This is a genomic window from Methylotenera sp., assembly GCF_029945705.1.
Classification (GTDB): domain Bacteria; phylum Pseudomonadota; class Gammaproteobacteria; order Burkholderiales; family Methylophilaceae; genus Methylotenera.
The window spans coordinates 1-24320 of record NZ_JAQSDC010000010.1 but is presented as its reverse complement, the minus strand read 5'-3'; the positions used below and the strand labels follow the sequence as shown (position 1 = coordinate 24320).

The following is a 24320-nucleotide window of genomic DNA, read 5'->3' as shown; positions in this document are numbered from 1 at the left end:
ATGTAATTAAAAGTAAAACAGACACTTGGTTAATGCCGCTCGCCATATTATTAAAGTAGCAGCAAGTAAAATAGCGCTCAAGCCGCCGCAGACAAATAAACATAAAGCGCGACTTAAGGGAAAAGTTAAATTTAGCAATTTGCTAAATTTGCATTTACTGAAGACAGAATTTTAACGAATTTAAGCCTCAGCAGGCATAAATTTCAATAATTTAGTTTGATTTAACGAACAATAAACCCGTTTTAATTCGATTTATTCAATTAAAACAAGTGATTAAAAATTGAAGCTAACTCTAGAATACTTACTGAGGTAAGTTGCACACTTGGCAAATCTTTAAGCTAAAGCTTAAAGAGTCATTTTTTAAGAACTTTTTAAGAGTACAGCGACAATTGTCACCTGCTCTGAATTTAAATTGCGTAAGTTTAAATTACTAAGTTTAAATCGTTAGATTTCAAATTTGCGCACAGCGCCTTCAGTATCTCGGCCAGCACCTCTGGCTCCTACCCTTAATTAGCCTTCAATATCAATCGCTTACTTTATAAGCATTGAGTCTGCCACCTGAGCCTAACAGGAGCAAAACAATGAAACGCATGTTATTTAATGCAACGCAATCTGAAGAGTTACGCGTTGCAATTGTAGATGGTCAAAAACTCATCGATTTAGATATTGAACACGCTGGTAAAGAACAACGTAAGAGCAATATTTATAAAGGTGTTATCACCCGTATTGAGCCATCACTAGAAGCGGCCTTTGTCGATTACGGCATGGACAGACACGGCTTTTTGCCATTCAAAGAAGTAGCACGTAGCTACTACAAAGAAGGTGCAGACGGTAAATCTCGCATTCAAGACGCATTAAAAGAAGGTCAAGAACTAATCGTTCAAGTAGATAAAGACGAGCGCGGCAACAAAGGTGCCGCACTTACAACATTTATTTCACTCGCTGGTCGTTACTTAGTATTAATGCCAAACAATCCTCGTGGCGGTGGTGTTTCACGCCGCATTGAAGGCGAAGACCGTGATGAATTACGTGATGTATTAGCGCAATTAGAAGTACCTAAAGGCATGAGCATTATTGCTCGTACTGCTGGTATTGGTCGCAATGCTGAAGAATTACAGTGGGATTTAAACTATCTCACACAGTTGTGGACAGCCATTGATGGTGCGTCTGCAATGCAAGCCGGGGCTTATTTAATCTACCAAGAAGGTAGCTTGGTGATTCGCGCAATTCGCGATTACTTCAGCTCTGACATTGGCGAAATCTTGATTGATACACCTGACATTCACGAACAAGCTGTTCAGTTCATGAATCACGTAATGCCAGGCAATGTGAATCGCGTAAAACTTTACCAAGATGAAATTCCACTGTTTACGCGCTTTCAAATTGAACATCAAATTGAATCTGCTTTCGCACGTGAAGTGCGCTTGCCTTCAGGTGGCGCAATTGTAATTGACCACACTGAAGCGTTGGTTTCAGTTGACGTCAACTCAGGCCGCGCAACCCGTGGTAGCGATATTGAACATACCGCATTCAACACTAATATTGAAGCAGCTGAAGAAGTTGCTCGCCAATTACGCTTACGTGATTTAGGCGGTTTGGTGGTAATTGACTTTATTGACATGGAAAGCCAGCGCAATCAACGTGAAGTTGAAAATGCACTGCGTGACGCATTGCACGTTGACCGTGCGCGCGTACAAACTGGCAAAATTTCACGCTTTGGTTTGCTAGAGTTATCACGTCAACGCTTACGTCCTAGTTTAGGTGAAACGAACCACATCCCTTGCCCACGTTGTAGCGGCACTGGCCATATTCGCGGTATTGAATCAACTGCATTGCACATCTTGCGTATCACGCAAGAAGATGCAATGAAAGAAAATAGCGCAATCATTCAAGTGCAATTACCTGTTGAAGTCGCTACATTCTTGCTTAACGAAAAACGTGCTGACATTCACAAAATTGAACAACGTATGGGCGTAGAAGTGGTGTTGATTCCAAACATTCACCTTGAAACACCTAACTACAATATCGTGCGTATCAAGCATGATGACGTGAATGAGGAAACTAATCGTGCAAGTTACAAACTGGTAGAAATGCCTGCTGAAACTACATTCATTCCAACTGCAGAAGAAACTGCCAAAGCAGTAAGACCAGTGGCTGCAGTAAAAGGCATCACACCTACAGCACCTGCGCCGATTGTAGTGGAAAAAGAAGCCGAAGTTGTCGCTGTGCCTAAGTTGTCATTCTTTGCGAAAATTAAAAACTTTTTTGTTTCAACACCTGCAGCAGTAGAAACAACTAAAACTGAAGCAGAAAAAGCGGAAGATACACGTCGCGAAAACAATCGTAACAACCGCAACCGTAATAGTCGCAATCGTAACGAACGTAGCCGTGGTGACCGTCCAGAGAAAGACATCAATCAACAAAATCGCCCAAATCGTAACAACGAGAATGCACGCCCTACGGAAGCTAAACCGCAAGAGCCACGTCAACAAAAACCTCAGCAAGCTAAAAATGAGCAAGCACGTCCTGATCAAAACCGCAATGACAAACCACGCAATAACAATCAGCCTGCCAACGTTACCTCTGAAGCTCCTGCAAACAATCCACCTGCCACCAATGTAACAACTGAGCAAACTGCTGAGCGCACTGGCAGCCGTCGTAATCGCAACAACCGCCGTGGTCGTCGTGACCGTGACGACTCAGTAGCACGTGATGCTAATCGCCCTTTCGTTCCTAATGAGGAAATGAGTGCCGATCAGCCAAACGTGAATATTGAAGTGGCAATCACAGCTGAACAACCCAAGGCTGTAGAGGAAGCTAAACCAAAAGCGCAGGAAGCAATTATTTCTGTTGAAAATGCAGCGAGCGAAAGTACTACACCCGCTGTAGAAACTAAAACGAGCGAAGCACCTAAAACAAACAACAAGAAGCCTAAAGCAGCTAAAACGCCTGTAGTCAAAGCTGAAGATAATAATGAAGTTGCTCCTGCCGTAACAGCAGAGGCTACTCCAGCAAAAGCGGACAACAAGCGCCCTGCTCGCCCACGCAAACCAAAAACTGAAGCTAAACCAGTTGATTTAGCTACTGCAGGTTTACAATTGGTAGAAACGAAAGCAGAAGCGCCAAAAGCAGCAACTGTTGAAGAGGTTAAACCAAAAGCACCACGTAAAGCCGCAAATTGGCAGAAAAATGCTAATGTAGATGCAAGTGCAGAACCTTTAGTGATGGTGGAAACACAAAATAAGTAGCATTGGAAATACGTTAAGGTGAGAACCTAGCAATAAAAAAGCCCTGAATCTTCAGGGCTTTTTTATTGGCTTCAAATTTTTAATTTATAAAACCCTAACAATATTAATGCATATTAACTGCGTATGATTTGCACTGTATATAAACCTAAACCCGTCATGACTATTGAGCCCAACACATGCACTAATATATGCGTTGTCGCCCAAGCATATTGCCCCCTAGTCAACATAGTCACGGCTTCAGAAGAAAAAGTAGAAAATGTTGTTAGCCCTCCGAGTAAGCCCGTCACCAAAAAAAGTCTAACTTCTGGTGCTAATGTTGAAGGCAGGACAGAAACTCCCATGAATAATCCAATTAGGTAACCGCCAGCCAAATTGGCCACCAAAGTACCTAATGGTAATGCAGGAAAGCTTGCATTAAGCATCACACTCAAGCCCCAACGCATCCATGCACCAATGGCAGCACCAGTACCAACCGCTAAAAATCCGTTAAATCCCATGCTCACCCCTGAAACAATGTTATAGCCATTAATTTATACAATATAATAATGCATCAATGTCATTATGCAGAAAGTATATTTTGCGCGTTTTATTTGTCACATCTGAAGTGTTTCCTTTAATAAAAACTGGCGGCTTAGCCGATGTAAGTGGTTCTCTCCCCTCCGCATTACAGAATCTAAGTATTGATGTACGCATTTTGGTACCAGGCTATCCCGCAGTCTTAAAGCAACTTGATGATTTACACCACCTCGCTACACTAAAAAATTTACCCGTCATTGAAAGTGCTGAACTAATGATGGGGACGATATTGGACACTGACATCAAAGTCATGGTGATAAAAGCGGCAGGCTTGTATGAACGTGAGGGTGGCCCGTATGTAGACGCTACTGGGCAGGAGTGGCTAGATAATCCTGTGCGCTTTGGTATTTTATCCAAAGTTGCAGCGGTGATTAGTGGCCCAAATAGCCCAATTCCTGAGTGGCAACCTGACATTGTGCATTGCAATGACTGGCAAACAGGCTTAACACCAGCCTATATGAAGCTGGTCGAGCATTCACCAGCAAAGTCCATCATCAGCCTACACAATATGGCTTTTCAAGGTTGCTATGCGCCAGGGTGGCTGACGACGCTGGCTTTACCTCACGGTAACTTTGCAGTAGAAGGCTTTGAATATCATGGTCAATTATCTTTCTTAAAAGCTGGCATTTTTTACGCAGATGCTATTACAACAGTAAGCCCAAGCTATGCAAACGAAATTCAAACAGCTGAGTTTGGTTTTGGCTTGGAGGGCTTGCTCAGCAAACGTAGTAATGAATTGAAGGGTATCCTTAATGGCATTGAAACAGATGAGTGGAACCCTGAAACAGATTTTCATCTTACAAAAACTTATAGCGCAAGTAAGTTAGCTGGTAAAAAAGAGGTTAAAAATGCTTTGCAGCAAAGACTTGGGCTTCAAATTGATGCAAATGCACCATTATTAGGCGTAGTAAGTCGCCTAACACATCAAAAAGGCTTAGATATGCTGGTGCCTATCGTGCAGAAACTGGTAGATTCTGGTTGCCAACTAGCCTTGCTGGGTAGTGGTGAAAGTGCGCTTGAGAATGCCTTCCGACATCTTGCTAATGACAACCCAAACAAAGTCAGCGTCACTATTGGCTATAACGAGCAACTATCCCACCAAATCATGGCTGGATGCGATATGTTCATCATGCCGTCACGCTTTGAGCCTTGTGGATTGAACCAACTGTACGGCTTGGCATACGGCACACCGCCTATCGTTAACGCCACTGGCGGCTTAGCGGACTCAGTGGTTGATACCAACATTATCACGTTTAAAAACAAAACAGCGAATGGTTTTGTGATGAGTGAAGCCAGCCCTGCAAGTTTATTAAGCTGTATTAAACAAGCCTTAAATGTATTCAATAACGATACAAAAGCTTGGCAACAAATTCAAAAGAATGGCATGCAACAGAATTTAAGCTGGGATAAAAGCGCTTTAGAATATTTGGCTGAATATAAAAAGCTGCTTGGAAATGAATGAAATTTAGCTAAATTGAATTGAGGTGAAAAACTTGGCACAGTAAATGCTTTATTAATATTATGCTTCTCCAAAGCAAGTTTCTCCTCCCTCCAGGGCGTCTTGATAGACGCCCTCTTTTTTTGTCTAAGCAATTACCAAGAATTACTTAACGACCCAGCTTTTACTTAACAATAAAGTGCTCACGATAGTATTTGAGTTCATCAATCGACTCATAAATATCGGCCAAAGCCTCATGCTTGCTCGCTTTTTTAAACCCTGAATAGATTTCTGGCTTCCAACGGCGTGCAAGCTCTTTAAACACGCTGACATCCAAATTGCGGTAATGGAAAAAACTTTCCAAATCTGGCATATAGCGAGCCATAAAGCGCCTATCCTGACAGATTGAGTTGCCGCACATAGGTGATTTATTAGCTGGCACGAATTGTTTTAAAAACGCGATCATTTGTAGTGTGGCTTCAGCTTCATCCAACGTTGAAGCTTTCACCTTTTCAATTAATCCAGAGCGACCATGTGCGCCTTTGTTCCACGCATCCATACCGTCTAAAACTGCATCACTTTGATGAATTACAAACACTGGAGACTCACCTAATACATTCAAGTCTGCATCGGTCACAACCGCAGCGAGTTCTAAAATACGGTCAGAATCTGGCAATAAGCCACTCATTTCCATATCAAGCCAAATTAAATTATTCTGATTAGTGCTGGTAATTGTTTCGGCCATCATGATTTCCATTAAAATTTAAGTAATAAGCGAACTTGATGAACTAACACCAAGAAAATGCTTCACAATACCAATATATTAACTTATTTCACTTAACGAACTGTCAATTATCGTTATTCAACAACTAGAGACATCAAATACATGCCTTTTGAACCAACATCAACTCTTACCTATACCTTCGTTAGCTTGCTCGTTGCCACCACTCTCGTTCGCATCTGGCTTGCGCGCAGACACATTGCGCATGTACAGGCTAATCGCAATCAAGTACCAGTGGCGTTTAAAGACAATATCGCCTTGGATGCGCATCAAAAAGCTGCGGACTACTCTACGGCTAAAACAAAGTTGGTCATTACCGAAACCTTAGTGCAAGCTTTGTTACTAGCAGCCCTTACCCTAGGAGGTGGTTTACAGTGGATTGATGACATTTGGCGCAATATACTTCCAACACAGGAAATTATTCGTGGTGCGCTAGTCATTTGTAGCGCGATGTTAGTCAGCAGCGCAATTGACCTGCCTTTTGAATACTATAAAACATTTGTTGTGGATGAAAAATTTGGCTTTAACAAAATGACACCCAACATGTTTTTTAGCGACCTTGTTAAGCATAGCTTGGTTGGTCTAGCACTTGGCGCACCTATTTTATTTGCTGCTTTATGGCTTATGCAAGGTGCTGGTCAATATTGGTGGTTATACCTATGGGTAATCTGGAGTGTGTTTAATCTTGTAATGTTAGCGGTATATCCAACATTTATCGCACCGTTATTTAACAAATTTTCTCCATTAAAGGATGAAAATCTAAAACAGCGTATTGAAACCTTACTGACAAAATGTGGCTTTAAATCACAGGGCTTATTAGTAATGGATGGCTCATCACGCAGTAGCCACGGTAACGCTTACTTTACAGGCTTCGGCGCCTCAAAACGTGTCGTATTTTTCGACACACTACTCGAAAGATTAAATGTAGACGAGATAGAAGCCGTGCTTGCGCATGAACTCGGCCACTTTAAGCACCATCACGTGATTAAACGCATTGTATTATTGTTCTCTATGAGCTTTTTAGGCTTAGCTTTATTGGGTTGGTTAATCAATCAGCCATGGTTCTACGCGGGCTTAGGCGTCACGCAAATCAGCCATTACATGGCATTAATTTTATTTTTGTTGGTATCGCCCATATTCTTGTTTTTATTACGCCCGATGATGGCTAGCTATTCACGTAAAAATGAGTTTGAGGCCGATGACTATGCTGCCAATCACGCAAGCGCTAAAGACTTAGTCAAAGCACTGGTTAAACTATACCGTGATAATGCCTCTACGCTCACGCCAGATCCATTACACTCGGCTTTTTATGACTCCCACCCTCCTGCTAGCATTAGAATTTCTAAATTAGCAGCGTATACTAGTTAAACGCAAGATACGTTTAGGAGTTGTGATGAAATCATTATCATTGAGCAGTTTAATATTGTCGTTTGGTCTCGCACTATGTAGTCTTGCATCTGCAGAACCATTTACATCTGCAGATGCTAATGCTGGTAAGGCACTAGTCGCAAAGAACTGTGTAAGCTGTCATGCCGAAAGCTTTGGTGGTGATGGGTCTGGTATTTATACTCGTGAATCACGTAAAGTAAAAACATCTAAAGGCTTAGTTGCACAAGTGCGTAGCTGCAACACCATGATTGGCCTCAAATGGTTTGAAGATGAAGAACTCAACGTCGCCAAATACCTTAACCAAACCTATTATAAATTTACTGAATAATTTGACTACTACTCAAGCAGCATCAATCAAGCAAACCTCACAACTAAATGACTCCACGATTAAAGGCACCGTTGTCGCCGCTTATGGCAAACGGTTTCAAGTTGAGCTGACAGATAAAAAACGCATTAGCTGTGTCACACGCGGCAAAAAAACCGATTTAGCCTGTGGTGATCTTGTCACTCTAAAACTTACAGATAAACACGAAGGCGTTGTTGAATCAACATTGCCACGCAAAACCTTGCTATATCGTAGCAATGCCTTCAAAAGTAAAATATTAGCGGCTAATGTTACGCAGATTATCATTGTACTTGCCACACAGCCTAGTTTTTACGAAGCTTTGCTCAATCGCTGCCTAATTGCCGCAGAAGCGGCTAATATCAAAGCTTTGATTGTGTTAAATAAGTGTGACTTAGCTGACAATGATGATGCCAAACAAAAACTAAAACTCTACACGGATTTAGGCTACCAAGTGCTTTCGCTGTCAGCTAAAGAAGATATTTCAACACTTAGACCTTACTTGCAGAATGAAGCAAGTATTTTAGTGGGTCAGTCGGGCATGGGGAAATCCACCATCATTAATGCGCTTTTGCCTAATGAAGATGTACGCACGCGCGAAGTCAGCCACGTTTTAGATAGCGGAAAACATACCACTACAGCCGCGCATCTATATCACCTTGATGAACATAGCCAATTAATTGACTCGCCAGGCTTGCAGGAGTTTGGCTTACATCACCTCAGCACAGATGAGCTTGAACATGCCTTTATAGAGTTCAGACCATATCTAGGTAAATGTAGATTTAATAACTGTAAACATTTACAAGAACCAGACTGTGCAATTACATCTGCAGTAGAAGCTCACAAAATAACACCCGAAAGACTCGCTATTTATAAAATGCTGCGTTTAGAGATTTAGTTACGATCATCTTACGTCAATATAAAAATCAGCTTTAGTCACTAAAGAAAGTTAAAAGCACGTTGAGAAAATGTAGCGTTAAAAGTAAACCAATGTAAAAAATATCAACAAAAATAAAAGCTTGCAATATAATAGATTATTTATGACACAAGCATTAAACTGAAAAACTAAAAAGCGTAACTTAATGACAGACATTCGCCGCGAAAAAACTCTAGCATCCCTTTTAGATATTGGGATGTTTGTATGTGAGCTTGACAGACCGTGGTTGGGTACGCCTTTTATGCTTGAAGGTCTGCTTATTGAAGATGATGAGCAAATTACCACGATTGCATCTTTGTGCGAATTTGTCTATGTAGACCGCACCGTGTCTGTTGGCCTTCACTTTAGAGCGGCCCCCAAAGAGCAAGTAGCCATTAAACGAGATGGCACCATTAATCGAGTAACGTTAGACGCTTATACTGGCAAACAAACTAGCAACGCTATCAATAAAACTACGAAACTTGGCACACCAAATGTTAAGTTCTCATTTGTTGATATTCTGAAAGAAATACACTCAGGGAATCAAGCTGCTCTATCTGGTGAAACAAAATCCACCAACTCTGATGCCGTATTTAAAGTACAGTATATTACTGACAATAAAGTCGTTGAGATTAGTGCTGATAAAAGTGCTGACAATACAACGCTAGCCACACAGATTAAAACTGATTTTTCTAATTTTATTTCCGGACTAACTAGCTGGGGTGGCAAACAGAAAAAGCTCAAATCTAATATTGATAAAAATACTTTAAAAACTAATCTAGCAAAAAGTGAAGATCGTCACGATGGTGACAAAATTACTATTTTTGATGAAGCTCCACCCGTTGAAGATGAAATAGCGGCTATTTACCCTATTTATGAGAAATCACAACTCGCGACAAAAGAGATGTTTGAGGCGCTAGCGCTTGATCATGAAATTGATTTAACTAAAATACATGAAGCTTTAGATGGTATGGTAGAAAGCATTGAGCGCAATCCTGATGCACTGTTATGGCTGGCTAAGTTGAAGCAGACCGATGATTATTCATACAACCATGCCATGAGCGTTTCAATTACGCTCATGGCATTGGCAAATTTCATGTCTCTCCCTAAAAAACAAGTAAAAGATTTGGGCTTGGCTGGTTTACTACAAGATATAGGCAAAGCAAAAATACCTACGGATTTATTACATAAATTAGACAAAATTACGCATGATGAATTTGAAATTCTAAAAAAGCATGTCGAGCATGCACTTGCCTTATTAGAAGCTACAGAAAATATTTCCAGCACAGTTATTTTAACGGTTTCACAACACCATGAGCGCATAGACGGTAGCGGTTATCCATATAAATTATCAGGCAACCAAATAAGTTTGACGGGTCAAATGGCTGGCCTAGTTGATACCTATTGTGCACTAACAACTAATAAGGTCTACGCAAAAGGCGTGTATAACCAAATTGCTTTAGAGGAAATTCACTCTCTGCGTGGCTTTAAGTTTAACGGTGTATTGATTGACCAACTAGTACAATTTTTAGGCATGTATCCAGTGAGTTCACTTGTAGAACTCAATTCTGGTGAGGTTGGCGTTGTAATTCAACAAAATAGTGTAAGGCGCTTGCTACCTAGAATCATGATATTGCTCAACCCAGACAAAACTAGAAATGAATATCCAGCGATTATAAATTTAATCAATTCACCTCTGACAGCTTCAGGCGAACCTTATAAAATTGTGAGAGGATTGCCGCCTGACAGTTATGGCTTAAGTGCTAACAATTACTATGCCTAATCTTACCGACATTACATTACAACTAGCACATCAATCCAACAGCACAACGTTATACCAAGACTTTGAAATCCAATTAGACTCAAACTTACTGCTACAACTGATGACTAGTTATAATATAAAAGCCTCTGACGTTACGGGTGACTATGTTTTCAATTCCCTAGTGTATGAGCAGTTTGTAAAAACTGAACCGTATAACGCTGGAAATAGTGTATTAAAAAACACAACACTTGCAATTAGCAGTTGGCCACAAAAGTTAAGTTGGTCCCAGCTGAACCAACGAATAAACAACTTTCTACTTGCTTGGCTTAACGATTACAAATTAGGTGCAAATTTAGATGCCGCCTTTTTGCTAACGCGTTGTTTAGAATTAAAATCTAGCAAAAATGTGCAATTTCAAAGTTTACTCAATCACCTTATAGCACGTGTAACAAACCAGCTTGAACAATATAAATTCAGTTATGTACAGAACTTTGATTTAGAGACGGGCCTTCCAAATCAACATTTGTTACTTAGCTTACTTAACCTAAGTTTGAGCAACAACCAGAGTTTAAATAACAACCAGCAAAACGATTTGTCAAAGTCTGCACATCTTCCTGAGTCAGTACACTTAGGTTTGATATTAATAAACCTCAACATCAATCATGGAGAGGCATCCCAACTAAACTCTGCTTCATCTAACTTGATGCTGGCGGTCATACACACCATACAACAACACTTAAATGATGATGCAACCTTATTTCATGTAGGTGCTATTGATTTAGCCGTTTTAATTAACCCCTTAAAGTCGCCAACTCAATTAAACCTAATCGCTACAAAACTCCTGCACGCTTTTGAAACCTCACTCCCACTGGAAAAAATCACTTTAATACTAAACCCTCACTTTGGTGCTATAAGCACTTTCAACATACAAACAAACGCCATTTTTCTATATGAGTACGCTAAATTAGCTTTAAATCAAGCCATCGTTAAAAATGAGAAAATTAAAATATACGACCAGAATATCTCCTCATCATTCATGAGTTCGCAACTTCTTGATGAGGCTATTATTGAGGCATTACAGCAAAATGAACTATCACTTTTCTTGCAGCCAATAGTCACTATTAACGATAAATCTATATCAGATAAAGTTAGTATCACTGAACAGTGCACAAGTGCAGAAGTATTATTGCGCTGGCCAAATCAAGAGTGGCAGTCTATTTCACCTGCAAGGTTGCTTGATGTTATTTATAAAAAAGGTTTTGGTAAAGTATTCATACGCTGGTTGATCAATAATGCATGTCAGCATTGTGCTGAGTTAGCGGCTATCCACCAACATAATGTTTCGCTGACAATCAACTTAAGTAGTAGTGATTTATTAGATTCGGACTTACCTGAACTACTCTCACAATCTATTAGCCTATGGAATATCTCCGCTAGCGGTCTAACTATAGAAATCACTGAGAATGACATTCTAGTTGACGAAGTAAAAGTGTTGCAGGTACTAGATCAAATTGTACAATTGGGCTGCAAAATCGCCCTAGATGATTTCGGCACAGGCTACTCATCCATGGCACGCCTGCGCAATATGCCAATCGACATCGTCAAAATTGATCAAAGTTTTGTACGTAACATCTCTAACTCAACTCAAGATAAAGCCATTGTTAAATCCATCATTAAGTTAGCCCATAGCTTAGGTAAAGAGGTGATTGCTGAGGGTGTTGAGGATTTAGCATGCCTCAACATATTAAAAGAAATGAATTGTGAAAAGATTCAAGGTTATTACTATGGGAAACCCATGTCTTTTGAAGTGTTTGTCATTTGGTTAGACGCATTTAAAACGCAACAACTCACTTAAGTTCAAATACAGAGCTTAAGATTTTTGAATTACGCTTAGCTTAAAATAATGAACAGTCAGCGTATAATTGTCATAATTTCTCAATTAAGTCACCGCCATGCAAATCACCACCCGCCTAGAATTTGACGCTGGGCATCGTATTCCAAGCCATAAAAGCCAATGTAAAAACTTGCATGGGCATCGCTATGCCATTGAAATCACCCTCTCTGGCGACATCATTACGCTTGAAAATGCCTCTGAAAATGGCATGGTGATGGATTTTTCTGACGTAAAAGCGATAGCAAAAAGTGCCGTTGTTAATGTATGGGACCATGCATTTTTGGTATATCAACACGATATAGAAATATTGAATTTCTTGAACTCTCTGCCTAACCACAAAACGGTGGTATTTCCCACCGTACCCACCGCAGAGAACATGGCTGCTGAAGCATTTAAAATACTTAAAAGCCAGTATCAAGATACTTATGGCAACCATTTAAAATTAGAAAAAGTACGTTTATATGAAACTCCCAATAATTGGGCTGATGCACTAGGTTAAGTTATTAGCTTAACTTAAATCCTGACTATTTTAGTCGCTATGGAAGCTTGCATTGATATAGCTTCCAGAAATTTAACATTAAGCCATCTCTTCGCCACGTTCCTCATAATGCTTCGCTACCCAGTGACGATAATCACCACTCGTTACATTAGCTACCCACTCTTGATGTTCAAGATACCAATTCACAGTTTTCTCAATACCTGTTTCAAAGGTTTCTTTTGGCTTCCAGCCTAACTGTGTTGCTATTTTTGTAGCGTCAATCGCATAACGTTGGTCGTGACCTAAACGATCCTCAACATAAGTGATTTGATCTACATAAGACTGACCATCTTCGCGTGGTTTCTTTACATCTAACATTCTGCAAAGTATTTTCACCACTTCTATATTAGGTTTTTCATTCCAACCGCCTATGTTATATACCTCCCCAACCTGCCCTGCCTCTAAAACACGTCTAATTGCAGCACAATGGTCCTCAACATACAGCCAATCTCGAATCTGCTGACCAGTACCGTAAATTGGCAATGGTTTGCCTGCGAGCGCATTATGAATCACTAAAGGGATTAATTTTTCTGGAAAATGATGTGGACCATAATTATTAGAGCAATTTGTGGTTAATGTCGGCATACCATAAGTATGGTGATATGCTCGCACCAAATGATCTGAAGCGGCCTTAGAGGCTGAATATGGGCTATTTGGCGCATATGGATGGGTTTCAGTGAATGCAGCATCGGATTTACTCAGAGAGCCGTACACCTCATCAGTTGAAACATGTAAAAATCTAAAGTCGTTACGATTCTCAACACTTAAGCCACCCCAATAGGTACGCACAGCTTCTAACAAGTGGAACGTGCCGACCACGTTGGTTTGAATGAAGTCTTCAGGGCCGTGAATAGAGCGATCTACATGGCTTTCTGCAGCAAAATTTACGACCGCACAAGGCTTATGTTTAGCTAATAACTCAGCGACCAGTGACTGGTCACCAATATCTCCATGAACAAAAATATGCTCTGGATTATGCTGAATTTCCACTAGGTTTTCTAAGTTGCCTGCATAAGTCAGCTTATCAAGATTGACTATTGGGCCTAGCCCCTGCTTGATCCAAGCTAATACAAAATTAGCGCCAATAAAACCAGCGCCACCAGTCACAATAATCGTTTTATTCATACAATTAGCCTTCTATACTTTGATATATTTTATTGATATTTTTCTATTTATGATTCTGTAGTATTTGCTTCTAATTTAGTCCATAAGCAATCGCTAGATTTTGCTAATGAAGCGATATATTCATCATGTGCAGAAATCTCTGCTTGGTTGGCTAACTTAACTAACACGGGTTGCTTAATCTGCTGCATAGCGTCACTATTCTTTTGTTGGGGTTTATCCAGTTCCATCATCAAACTATCTTGACCGCGCGTCATTGCCATATAAACATCAGCGAGTAACTCAGCATCTAGCAACGCGCCATGCAACGTGCGCCTAGAGTTATCAATGCCATAATGTTTACACAGTGCATCTAAACTATTACGCTGTCCAGGGCGCATTTCTTTAGCAATTTTGAGCGTATCAGTAATTTTTGCAGCAATCGACTCAACTGGTTTTTGCTCGATTAATCCGAACTCTCTATTTAGAAAGCCGACATCAAACGGCGCGTTGTGCATGATTAACTCAGAGTCTGCGATAAAGGCAATTAACTCATTCGCAATATCAGCAAAACGTGGCTTGTCTTGTAAGAATTCCAGTGAGATCCCGTGCACTTCTTGTGCACCTTGATCAATTTCACGGTCTGGATTCAAATAGTAGTGAAAATGCTGCTTGGTTAATCGACGATTAACCACCTCAACCGCAGCCACCTCAATGACACGGTGTCCTTGTGCGTGATACAAACCAGTGGTTTCTGTATCTAAAAAGATTTGACGCATTATGCTACAACTCCTTGTAAAATCTGCTCTACACCTTTATTCGCCAGCATATCTGCCCGCTCATTTCCTACATTACCAGCATGGCCTTTTACCCAAATCCATTGCACTGTATGCTGCTGCGCCAATACATCCAAAGCACGCCATAGATCGTCATTTTTAACAGGTTTTTTATCTGCTGTACGCCAATTACGCGCTTTCCAACCGACTATCCACTCCGTCATCCCTTTTTGTACATAGACCGAATCAGTAAATACTTTGGCATGGCATGATTGATTTAGTGCCTCTAACGCTCGAATAACTGCCGTTAACTCCATACGATTATTAGTCGTCAACAACTCGCCACCAAACAACTCTTTTTCACGCCCTGCGTAGCTTATCCATGCTCCCCATCCCCCTGGACCAGGATTGCCCTTACAGGCGCCATCCGCATAAATTTCAACTTCTTTATTATTGTTCATATCTCTTTAATTTTTTCTACCACGTTGTTTTAATAAATTTTTCTGTGTGGGTTTTGACTGTGTTGGGCTCGGAATCAATGGCGACTTCAAAGGTGAAAGCTTCCAGTTTGGTTTAATAGGCGTCATTCCCACTACGCGCTTTTTAGCCACAATGAAATACACACCACCCAGCATAGCACAGCGCCTACTGCTAACCTTATCAAAAAAAGAAAAGCGTTTGTGCCAAGACGGCTGCTCGAAAGGTGGAATATGACAGCACATTTCTACCGAAACCACCTCAAAACCGAGCAAGGCCAACCAATCTTTTAAACGCGCTAAGCCTATAAACTTACCATTCCAAGGATAAGATAGATGGTTTGAAATAGCTTTTTTAAAACCAGCCGTTGCCCCCCATAAACTTAATTGGTTAAACCCAGAGATCACCAGATGACCCTCTGGCATCATCACCCTCGCCGCTTCACGCAAGGTTTGATGTGGACGCTCGCTGAATTCTAGCCGATGTGGCAACAATAATAAATCGATGCTCATGTCTGCAAAAGGTAAAAAATCATCGCTACAACTGAGCTGATTTTTTGTAGTAGTCGAAGCAAATTCAGAAGCCACAAATCGATTAGGAATACGAGAGTTCTGCAACAACTCCATTTGCGCACAGCCCATTTGCAAGGCGTTAAATCCAAACAAATCCACCACAGCCTTGTCGTACAAAACCTGTTCTTTAGCTTGTAAATATTGCCCCGCAGTGGAGGCAAGCCATGCTTGTAGTTGTTGCTGATTTGAGCAATGCGCTATTGACATTTGAGTACGCAGGCCAAATGATAGAAAGTATGAATCATAATCTGCAAATTATACCAATTCCAGCATTTAAGGATAACTATATCTGGCTGCTACATAATGTTACTCAAGCTACGGTAATAGATCCAGGAGATGCAGCGCCTGTGATCGCAAGCTTAAAACATTTAAACCTTACACTGACGAATATTCTAATCACTCACCATCATCATGATCATATTGGCGGTGTGGCAGATTTACTTGAAGCTTTTCCGCAGGCGATTGTTTATGCTCCAGCACTCGAGCACTTTGCTTTTGAGCACATAGCCATTACAGAGCAGAACATCGTTCATTTAAGCGACTTAAATATCACATTTTCTATTTTAGATTTGCCAGGCCACACTTTAGGTCATATTGCTTATCATTCCGCCCAACATGAAATTCTATTTTGTGGTGACACCTTATTTGGCGCGGGTTGCGGACGATTGTTTGAAGGTACTCCAACACAAATGTATCATTCACTACAAAAACTTGCAGCATTGCCAATTGCCACCAACGTTTACTGTACTCACGAATACACAATGCACAACATTAGCTTTGCTTTAATGTTTGAGCCCAGCAATCAAAGGTTAATTGATCGACAAAAAAATACACAAGAATTACGTGAATCGAACATCCCAAGTTTGCCATCAACCATTGAGTTAGAGCTGGCAACCAATCCCTATTTGCGTTGTAATTCTCAGGAAATTCAATTGGCTGCTCAATTGACAAATGGTAGTGAAATTGAAATATTTAGCAAATTAAGAGAACTTAGAAATCATTATTAATCATATAGATACAATGTATTGTTAAAGTTAATTTTAATAATAATTAACTTGACTTTAAACGTCATATTTTGTTAACATTTCGCAACTTTTTGACTTTGAGCGTTTTCATGCTTCACCTAAATTTTTTGCTCAAACGTCATTTCAACAACCTGCACCGCAATACCTCGAGAAATCTTATCAAACTTTCAAGCAAGCTAATCTGGTCAGTATTAATGACAATTTCAACCACTATGCCTAGCTTATCAGCATATGCGGATACCAATGTCATGGGTGAGGAAATCATCATCTACTCAGATGATGGCTACAAACCAGCGCCCAGAGACCTCGGTCCAGCTGACAAGTCGACCAACGACAAAGCTACTAGCGACAAGTCTGCAAGTGATAAACCCGTTATTAAAAAATTGGGCGGAAATCGTTTAGGCGACTCGTTTGATACAGAACTCCATAACGACAATACAGATACACAAGAACCGATAGCAGTTAATAATGATGACCTATGGCAACGTATACGAAATGGCTATGCTATACCTGACAGTACTTCCAGCCTAGTTGCGAGACATGAAGAATGGTATAGCAGCCGCCCTGACTACATAAAACGTATGGTTGAGCGTAGCCAAAAGTACTTATTCCATATCGTTGAAGAAGTCGAGAAACGCGGCATGCCGACTGAAATCGCCTTATTGCCAATGATAGAAAGCGCCTATAACCCGCAAGCCAACTCAACAAGCAGCGCTTCAGGCATTTGGCAATTTGTACCCGCCACAGGCAAACACTTCGGGCTTAAACAAAACTGGTGGGTAGACAATAGACGCAACGTAACATTTGCTACTGATGCAGCGCTGACTTATTTGCAAAAATTATATAACATGTTTGGCGCATGGGATTTGGCACTAGCTGCATACAATGCAGGCGAAGGCACGGTTGGACGAGCCATAGAGCGTAACCGCAAGTTAGGGTTACCCACAGATTATGAAAGCTTAGACTTACCTGCAGAAACAAAGAATTATGTACCCAAACTACAGGCCATTAAGAATTTAATGACCAACCCTGAAAATTACGGGCTTAAAATTCAAACCATTGCTAACACGCCATACTTTGCTAAAGTTTCTGCTCCCGCGCAGATTGATGCGCATTTAGCGGCAAAGCTTGCCGAAATTAGTGATGATGAATTTTTAGCACTTAACCCAAGTAATAAGCGACCGGTTATTACAAGCAACGGTGAAAAGCACGAGCTGCTATTACCTATATTGTCTGCACAAACGTTTAGAAACAACCTTGCTGGCTATGACAAGCCGCTTGTTAGCTGGCGCACCTACCTAGCTAAACGTGGTGAGCGCATGGAAAGTATTGCCTCTAAATTTGGCATGCAACTCTCTCAACTTCGGATTGTGAATAATCTACCAAGCCAAAATAAAATTAAAAATTCAGCCACAATCTTAGTTCCGAATGGTAATAAAACTGATTTCAACGCTGCAAAATCTATCACTAAATCCAATGATATTGAAGTAGCTCCGCCTGTTGAGAATAATGATGAAATTAACGCCAAACAAGGCTCAGCGAATATTGATATTAACAACACTGAAACACCTGTAGAAAACAATGTTGATAAAATTGAACCAGTTAAACAAGTCAGCGTCACACATAATGTTAAAAAAGGTGAGAATATGCAAACTATAGCTAAGCGCTATGGCGTTAGCGTAAAGCAAATTATGGCTGCAAACTCACTAAAAAATTACAAATTAAAAGTCGGGCAAACAATAAAAATAGGTTCTGATGCTGTAAGTGCAGCCTCTACAAAGAAAACATCAAATCGCAAGGCAAATAATAGAAATGCTAAAAAAGATATTAGTAAAAAATCGAGTGCCAAATCTAAATCTGTTAAGAAACCTGAAGCTAGCAGCAAAAGTAAATCTAAGAGTAAGAGTAAAGCAAGCACTAAAAAAATAAAGCCACATAAATAAGTATTCGCATAAAATGACTCTATTTGAGCAATGTTGATAAAAGGCAATATTTGGAATGATGGAAATCAAACATGATCAAGATCAGTTGGTAAAGCTACAGTTTATAAAACCAGCATTCATGAAACTAGCTCTTATTGCCTTTTTCACGCCTTTAATGATCTCAGCATGCGGAGACTCATCGTCAAGCAATCAAATACACAATAAGATTGATTACACAAAGAACTACCCTCCTAACAATGGTGGCACGCTTATAGATGCTATGACTGGCGAACCTAGTGGCTTAATTGCCATGATTGCAGGTGAGTCTGCAGCGTCGGCAATTGCAGGTAATATTTTCAACAGCCTACTAAGATACGATAAAAACCTAGAGTTAACAGGTGAGTTAGTAGAGTCTTGGGATGTATCAAACGACCAAAAAACCATCACTTTCCATCTAAAACCAAATCTTAAATGGGCAGATGATCAACCATTAACGAGTGACGACGTGCTATTCACTTGGCAAAAAGTCACTGATGAAAAAACCCGCACGCCTTATGGTTCAGACTTCAAATTAGTGACCAAGGCTGAAACTCCTGATGCCAACACATTCAGAGTAACCTATGCTGCACCTTATGCCCCAGCGCTTGATACATGGGCTGGCTTACACATTTTACCCAAGCACTTATTAAAAGACCAAGACATCAACACGACTGCATTTGCGCGCAATCCCGTTGGCAGCCATTACTACAAATTAGAAAAATGGAAGAACGGCCAATTCTTAAAATTGACGCGTAACGAAAATGCCACTCAAGGCCAAGCGAAAATAGGCAATTTACTGTCTCGCATCATTCCAGACAAAGCCGCACAATTCTTAGAGTTAAGTGCGGACAATATAGACTCTATGGGATTAAACCCCATTCAATATGCCAGAATCTTTCCAGCTAGACCTGACCTCAACAAAAACATAGCACTCTACAAAGAGCTAGGTAACAGCTATACCTATTTAGGCTTTAACCTTAAACGTAAGCCATTTGATGACATTCGTGTGCGCCAAGCGATTAATTACGCCATTAATAAGCAAGAAATCATAGACGGTGTACTTTTAGGCCTAGGGGAACCTGTAGCTTCACCTTACAAACCAGGCACCAGATGGAGCAATCCTGAGCTTAAACCCTACCCGTATGACCCGAATAAAGCAAAAGCTTTACTAAAAGCAGCTGGTTATGAAGACCACGATGGTGATGGCATTTTAGATAAAGATGGCAAACCTTTTACCTTTGAAATTCTAACTAATCAAAACAAAGAACGTGAAATGACTGGTGTGTTAATACAGCGCCGCCTCAATGAGATTGGTATTAAAGCTAACATTCGTGTATTAGAATGGGCGAGCTTTCTAGGACGTTTTATTAAACCTAAAGAATTTGATGTAGTCTTACTAGGCTGGAGTTTGTCATTAGACCCTGATCAATACAGCATTTGGCACTCAAGCCAGCAAGCACCCGGACAGTTCAATTTTATTAGCTATAGTAATCAGCGCGTAGATAAACTACTTGAAGCTGGCAGGCTAGAGCTCAATCCAGATAAACGCATGAAAATCTATCACGAGTTTTCAAAAATCCTGCTAGAAGACAGCCCTATCGTATTTTTATCAGCAGGCTACGGTCTAACGGCTATTCATAAACGCGTCAGAGGTATTAGCAACCCTGCTCCACCCGCTGGTATTGGTCACAATACCTATGAATGGTATATTCCTAGTGCCTACGCCCGCAATGAAATGAGTGAGCATTAAATGATAAAAATAAACCTATATGCTTAAATACTTAGTAAAACGTATTGTTTGGATGGTTCCACTACTGATTGGAATTAGCTTAATTTCGTTCTTTATCATGCACTTAGCGCCTGGTGATATTACCACCAGTGAAGCCAGTTTCAACCCAAAAGCAAGCGAAGAGTCACGACAAAAATTACGTGAGTTATATAGCCTAGATAAACCCGTGATTGTGCAATATAGTCTATGGATGAAACGCATGGTGACATTAGACTTTGGCACCTCGTTTGCATCACATCAACGCCCTGTATTTTGGCAAACAAAAGATAAAGATGGAAATGTTACATTAGGCATGATTCAAGAAGCTCTACCCATTACGTTGCTAATCAACGTACTCAGCTTAATACTCATTATCAGTGTAGCCCTGCCGCTTGGCGTTATTTCCGCACTGAACCAAAATCAGCTAACAGATCGTAGCATCACCTTATTTGTATTCATCGGCTTTGCTATACCTGGTTTTTGGCTTGCCTTAATGCTGATGTATTGGACTGGCGTACAACATAATTGGCTTCCAATTTCAGGATTACAGAGCATTGGGCATGAAAACATGAATTGGCTCGCGCAAATCGCAGACACACTAAAACACTTAGCTCTTCCAGTATTTATTTCTGGCATTACCGGCTTGGCTGGCATCTCGCTATTTGTTAGAAACGGTATGCTTGAAGTACTGCATCAAGACTACATTACTACTGCACGTTCAAAAGGCTTAAGTGAAAAACGTGTGATTTATGGTCACGCTTTGCGCAATGCGCTATTGCCCCTCATTACCATTTTCGGTTTAAGTATTCCTGGCTTAATTGGCGGCTCAGTCATTGCTGAAAGTATTTTTGCGATTCCAGGTATGGGCAAACTGTTTTATGACGCAGTATTAATGCGCGACTTTCCAGTGATTATGGGCATTCTAACTATAGGTGCAGTGCTAACCTTAATAGGTAATCTGCTAGCAGATGTAGCTTACGCATGGGCAGATCCCCGCGTTAGACGTGGAGTAGTTCAATGAGAAAGCTTTTTTCTAATCCGCTAGTTCTAATCGGCTTTATTATTATTGCCAGTATTCTCTTACTTGCAATCATAGCCCCATTGATTGCGCCATCCGATCCCGACGCGATTGATGTAAAAGCGATATTGCTTTCCCCCACCTCTCAACATTTAATGGGCACCGACGGTTTAGGCCGAGATGTATTCTCACGCATGCTTTACGGCGCCCGTATATCGCTAATGGTCGGCTTTGTAGCTGTTGGCATTGCTACAGCTATTGGCATCGTCCTAGGCGCGATTGCAGGCTTCTATAGAGGCTGGGTAGACACACTGATTATGCGAATTGTGGATGTAATGTTGTCAATCCCCACTTTCTTTTTGATTTTAGCGGTGATTGCATTTTTAACACCATCGATTTGGAACATTATGATCGTCATCGGCTTAACGTCATGGATGGGAGTCACTCGCCTAGTTCGTGCTGAATTTTTAAGCTTACGAAATCGAGAGTTTGTATTAGCGGCTCAAGCGCTAGGCGCCAAAGATGGTCGGCTAATTTTCACTCATTTACTACCAAACAGTTTAACCCCTATTATTGTCAGCTCAATTCTGGGCATCGCAAGCGCGGTACTTATAGAATCTGGCTTAAGTTTTCTCGGCTTAGGCGTACAAGCCCCGCAAGCGTCATGGGGTAACATCTTAACGGATGGCAAAGAGTATATCCAGTTTGCTTGGTGGCTTTCACTTTTCCCCGGCCTTGCAATATTGATTACGGTGTTAGGGTATAATCTGCTTGGAGATGGTTTACGCGAGGCGTATAACCCCAGAAGCAGTCAACATTAATATTCAACATATTTAAGAGTTAAACATAGGAACAATGTCATGGGATTTTTAGCAGGTAAAAAAGTATTAATCACTGGTTTATTGAGTAACCGCTCAATTGCTTACGGTATTGCAGCAGCAATGAAACGTGAAGGTGCAGAACTAGCTTTCACTTACCAAATGGAAAAACACCAAGAGCGTGTAGCAAAATTAGCTGCAGACTTTGACTCTACATTAGTATTTCATTGTGACGTTGCCGAAGACACCTTGATTGATGCGCTATTCCCTCAAATTGCTAAACATTGGGATGGTATAGATTCAATTGTCCATTCAATTGCATTCGTACCAAAAGATGCTCTAGATGGTGATTACCTAGAAAAAGTAACACGTGAAAACTTCCGCATCGCGCATGACATCAGCTCATACAGTTTCGCTGCGTTAGCTAAGGCAGCATTGCCAATGATGCTAGGTAGAAATGGTAGCCTGTTAACACTGAGCTATTTGGGTGCAGAACGTACCATGCCTAACTACAACGTCATGGGCTTAGCGAAAGCCAGCCTTGAGGCCAATGTGCGCTATATGGCGCAAAGTTTAGGTCCTAAAGGCATACGTGTAAACGCCGTATCTGCTGGACCAATCAAAACACTGGCAGCTTCTGGTATTGGTGATTTTGATAAAATGATCAGCTACAATGAAAAACATGCAGCCTTGCGCCGCAATGTAACAATTGAAGAAGTCGGTAACGTGTCTGCGTTCCTGTGCAGTGATTTAGCTTCAGGTGTTACAGGCGAAATTACTTATGTAGATGGCGGTATGAATATTACGGCTGCGGGCGTGATTGATTAATAGGGTAAAACTTTAACTTGTCCCGTCCTAAAATAGGTTGACAGTTATTCACCTATTTTAGGTTGATTAAAGAACGCCTGATGCACAGCATCGGGCGTTTTGTATTTTAGGCTTTGATGTGGCCTAAGCCCATTGTAAATATGGATGGACTGTTTGACCATCTTTCTCGCTTCTGCCAAGTCCTTCGGTTTATTGAGTAGAAACTCGTTCTTTAAGATGCCATTCACACGCTCAGCCAATGCGTTTTGATAACAATCATACCCATCGGTGTTGAATTGCATTAATAATTGACCCACCCTTAGTTGTTAATTTAGCACAAATTGATAGGGTTGGTATCTAGCTCTTTCTCTCCTTTTGGTTGTTTACAGTACTGTGTTTATAACGGAAACTATCATTGCCTGTTTCAATAATATTGCATCGATGCGTTAAGCGGTCTAATAAAGCTGTCGTCATCTTCTGATCTCCAAAGACATTCCCCCATTCTGCAAAGCCTAAATTAGTCGTGATGATGACGCTGGTATGTTCATACAACTTACTCAGTAGATGAAACAACAAAGCACCTCCAGCTTGGCTGAAGGGTAAATATCCCAGCTCATCTAAAATCACTAAATCTACATACATCAACCTAAACGCCAGTTGCCCTTGTTTGCCAGCCGCTTTCTCTAACTCTAATGTGTTGACCAACTCAATCGTAGAGAAAAAACGTACACGCTTTAGATGATGCTCAATCGCTTGAACACCAATGGCTGTAGCTAAGTGGGTTTTACCTGTACCAGGTCCGCCAATCAGTACGACATTCTGTACATCTTCAATACAGGCACATCGATGTAACTGCTTAATCAAAGGTTCGTTGGCCGAACTCTGGCTAAAGTCAAAGCCTGTGAGATCGCGATAGACCGGAAACTTGGCAATCTTGACTTGGTAGTTGATTGAACGTATCTCCCGTTCTGCTATTTCAGTTTTTAACAGGCTGCCAAATATGAGTTGCGCTGATTCGTAACTAGGCACGCCTTGTTGATGAAGTTCATCTGCCGCCTGTTGCGTATTACGGCTATCGTGACCGATCAAAACGGACTATCGTGACCAGTTGC

The 24320-nt window shown here is 40.8% G+C and carries 21 protein-coding genes and 1 pseudogene; 14 read left to right on the top strand and 8 right to left on the bottom strand.

From position 1 onward, the window contains the following. Positions 1–581: 581 nt before the first annotated feature. Positions 582–3248 (top strand): Rne/Rng family ribonuclease, encoded by a 2667-nt coding sequence (locus tag PSU78_RS03460; RefSeq protein WP_300384293.1) that lies wholly within the window; start codon positions 582–584, stop codon positions 3246–3248. Between the two features lie 113 nt (positions 3249–3361). Here the strand turns inward: PSU78_RS03460 and crcB are convergent, their stop codons facing one another. After that, a complete protein-coding gene (crcB, locus tag PSU78_RS03455; RefSeq protein WP_300384290.1) occupies positions 3362–3745 on the bottom strand; it encodes a fluoride efflux transporter CrcB in 384 nt (127 codons plus the stop codon). 56 nt (positions 3746–3801) lie between these two features. On the opposite strand from crcB, the gene glgA reads away from it, so the two are divergent. Beyond that, positions 3802–5286: a glycogen synthase GlgA gene (gene glgA / locus PSU78_RS03450; RefSeq protein ID WP_300384287.1), complete on the top strand. Its 1485-nt coding sequence runs from the start codon at positions 3802–3804 to the stop codon at positions 5284–5286. Between the two features lie 160 nt (positions 5287–5446). On the opposite strand, the gene orn is transcribed toward glgA, so the two are convergent. After that, entirely contained in the window at positions 5447–6007 is a 561-nt protein-coding gene (gene orn / locus PSU78_RS03445; RefSeq protein ID WP_300384333.1) for an oligoribonuclease, read from the bottom strand. A gap of 141 nt (positions 6008–6148) precedes the next feature. Between orn and PSU78_RS03440 the strand changes: the two genes are divergently transcribed. The 6 genes from PSU78_RS03440 (at position 6149) to queD (ending at position 12846) form a co-directional block, all read left to right on the top strand. After that, on the top strand, positions 6149–7411 hold the full coding sequence (locus PSU78_RS03440) for a M48 family metallopeptidase (RefSeq protein WP_300384284.1): 1263 nt from the start codon (positions 6149–6151) through the stop codon (positions 7409–7411). A gap of 25 nt (positions 7412–7436) precedes the next feature. Next, positions 7437–7760 carry a cytochrome c gene (locus tag PSU78_RS03435; RefSeq protein WP_300384281.1) on the top strand — a complete coding sequence of 108 codons (324 nt, stop codon included), beginning with the start codon at positions 7437–7439 and terminating at the stop codon, positions 7758–7760. Between the two features lie 58 nt (positions 7761–7818). Then, positions 7819–8673, top strand: a complete 855-nt coding sequence (rsgA, locus tag PSU78_RS03430; RefSeq protein ID WP_300384330.1) for a ribosome small subunit-dependent GTPase A — start codon at positions 7819–7821, stop codon at positions 8671–8673. Between the two features lie 184 nt (positions 8674–8857). Next, positions 8858–10474, top strand: a complete 1617-nt coding sequence (locus PSU78_RS03425; protein WP_300384278.1) for an HD-GYP domain-containing protein — start codon at positions 8858–8860, stop codon at positions 10472–10474. Continuing rightward, entirely contained in the window at positions 10467–12308 is a 1842-nt protein-coding gene (locus tag PSU78_RS03420; RefSeq protein WP_300384275.1) for an EAL domain-containing protein, read from the top strand. The genes PSU78_RS03425 and PSU78_RS03420 overlap by 8 nt, the downstream gene beginning before the upstream one ends. A 97-nt stretch (positions 12309–12405) precedes the next feature. Then, the gene (gene queD, locus PSU78_RS03415; RefSeq protein ID WP_300384272.1) at positions 12406–12846 is read left to right on the top strand and encodes a 6-carboxytetrahydropterin synthase QueD; all 441 of its coding nucleotides are present in this window, start codon (positions 12406–12408) and stop codon (positions 12844–12846) included. A 78-nt stretch (positions 12847–12924) separates the two neighbouring features. Here queD and rfbB read toward each other — a convergent pair whose 3' ends face one another. Genes rfbB through PSU78_RS03395 form a run of 4 tightly spaced genes read right to left on the bottom strand, consistent with a single transcriptional unit; the run spans position 12925 to position 16018 of the window. Continuing rightward, positions 12925–14010 carry a dTDP-glucose 4,6-dehydratase gene (gene rfbB, locus PSU78_RS03410; protein WP_300384269.1) on the bottom strand — a complete coding sequence of 362 codons (1086 nt, stop codon included), beginning with the start codon at positions 14008–14010 and terminating at the stop codon, positions 12925–12927. Between the two features lie 47 nt (positions 14011–14057). Then, positions 14058–14765: a DNA polymerase III subunit epsilon gene (gene dnaQ, locus PSU78_RS03405; protein ID WP_300384266.1), complete on the bottom strand. Its 708-nt coding sequence runs from the start codon at positions 14763–14765 to the stop codon at positions 14058–14060. Next, positions 14765–15223, bottom strand: a complete 459-nt coding sequence (gene rnhA / locus PSU78_RS03400; protein WP_300384263.1) for a ribonuclease HI — start codon at positions 15221–15223, stop codon at positions 14765–14767. Before rnhA ends, dnaQ begins: the two co-directional genes overlap by 1 nt. Before the next feature lie 6 nt (positions 15224–15229). Beyond that, a complete protein-coding gene (locus PSU78_RS03395) occupies positions 15230–16018 on the bottom strand; it encodes a methyltransferase domain-containing protein (protein WP_300384260.1) in 789 nt (262 codons plus the stop codon). 17 nt (positions 16019–16035) lie between these two features. On the opposite strand from PSU78_RS03395, the gene gloB reads away from it, so the two are divergent. The 6 genes from gloB to fabI all read left to right on the top strand — a co-directional run bounded on the left by gloB (position 16036) and on the right by fabI (position 23229). Next, on the top strand, positions 16036–16818 hold the full coding sequence (gene gloB, locus PSU78_RS03390; protein WP_300384327.1) for a hydroxyacylglutathione hydrolase: 783 nt from the start codon (positions 16036–16038) through the stop codon (positions 16816–16818). Between the two features lie 212 nt (positions 16819–17030). Then, on the top strand, positions 17031–18779 hold the full coding sequence (locus PSU78_RS03385) for a transglycosylase SLT domain-containing protein (RefSeq protein WP_300384257.1): 1749 nt from the start codon (positions 17031–17033) through the stop codon (positions 18777–18779). Between the two features lie 55 nt (positions 18780–18834). Next, complete coding sequence (locus tag PSU78_RS03380) at positions 18835–20547, top strand: peptide-binding protein (protein ID WP_300384254.1); 1713 nt, start codon at positions 18835–18837, stop codon at positions 20545–20547. Positions 20548–20566: 19 nt separating this feature from the next. Then, complete coding sequence (locus tag PSU78_RS03375; protein WP_300384252.1) at positions 20567–21586, top strand: ABC transporter permease; 1020 nt, start codon at positions 20567–20569, stop codon at positions 21584–21586. Then, the gene (locus PSU78_RS03370; RefSeq protein ID WP_300384250.1) at positions 21583–22404 is read left to right on the top strand and encodes an ABC transporter permease; all 822 of its coding nucleotides are present in this window, start codon (positions 21583–21585) and stop codon (positions 22402–22404) included. The genes PSU78_RS03375 and PSU78_RS03370 overlap by 4 nt, the downstream gene beginning before the upstream one ends. Before the next feature lie 39 nt (positions 22405–22443). Beyond that, positions 22444–23229, top strand: a complete 786-nt coding sequence (fabI, locus tag PSU78_RS03365) for an enoyl-ACP reductase FabI (protein WP_300384248.1) — start codon at positions 22444–22446, stop codon at positions 23227–23229. A 44-nt stretch (positions 23230–23273) separates the two neighbouring features. Here fabI and PSU78_RS03360 read toward each other — a convergent pair. Then, positions 23274–23498 (bottom strand): annotated as a pseudogene (locus tag PSU78_RS03360) (integrase core domain-containing protein); the annotation flags it as partial. Between the two features lie 67 nt (positions 23499–23565). After that, positions 23566–24294 carry an IS21-like element helper ATPase IstB gene (istB, locus tag PSU78_RS03355; protein WP_300384324.1) on the bottom strand — a complete coding sequence of 243 codons (729 nt, stop codon included), beginning with the start codon at positions 24292–24294 and terminating at the stop codon, positions 23566–23568. Positions 24295–24320 lie beyond the last annotated feature (26 nt).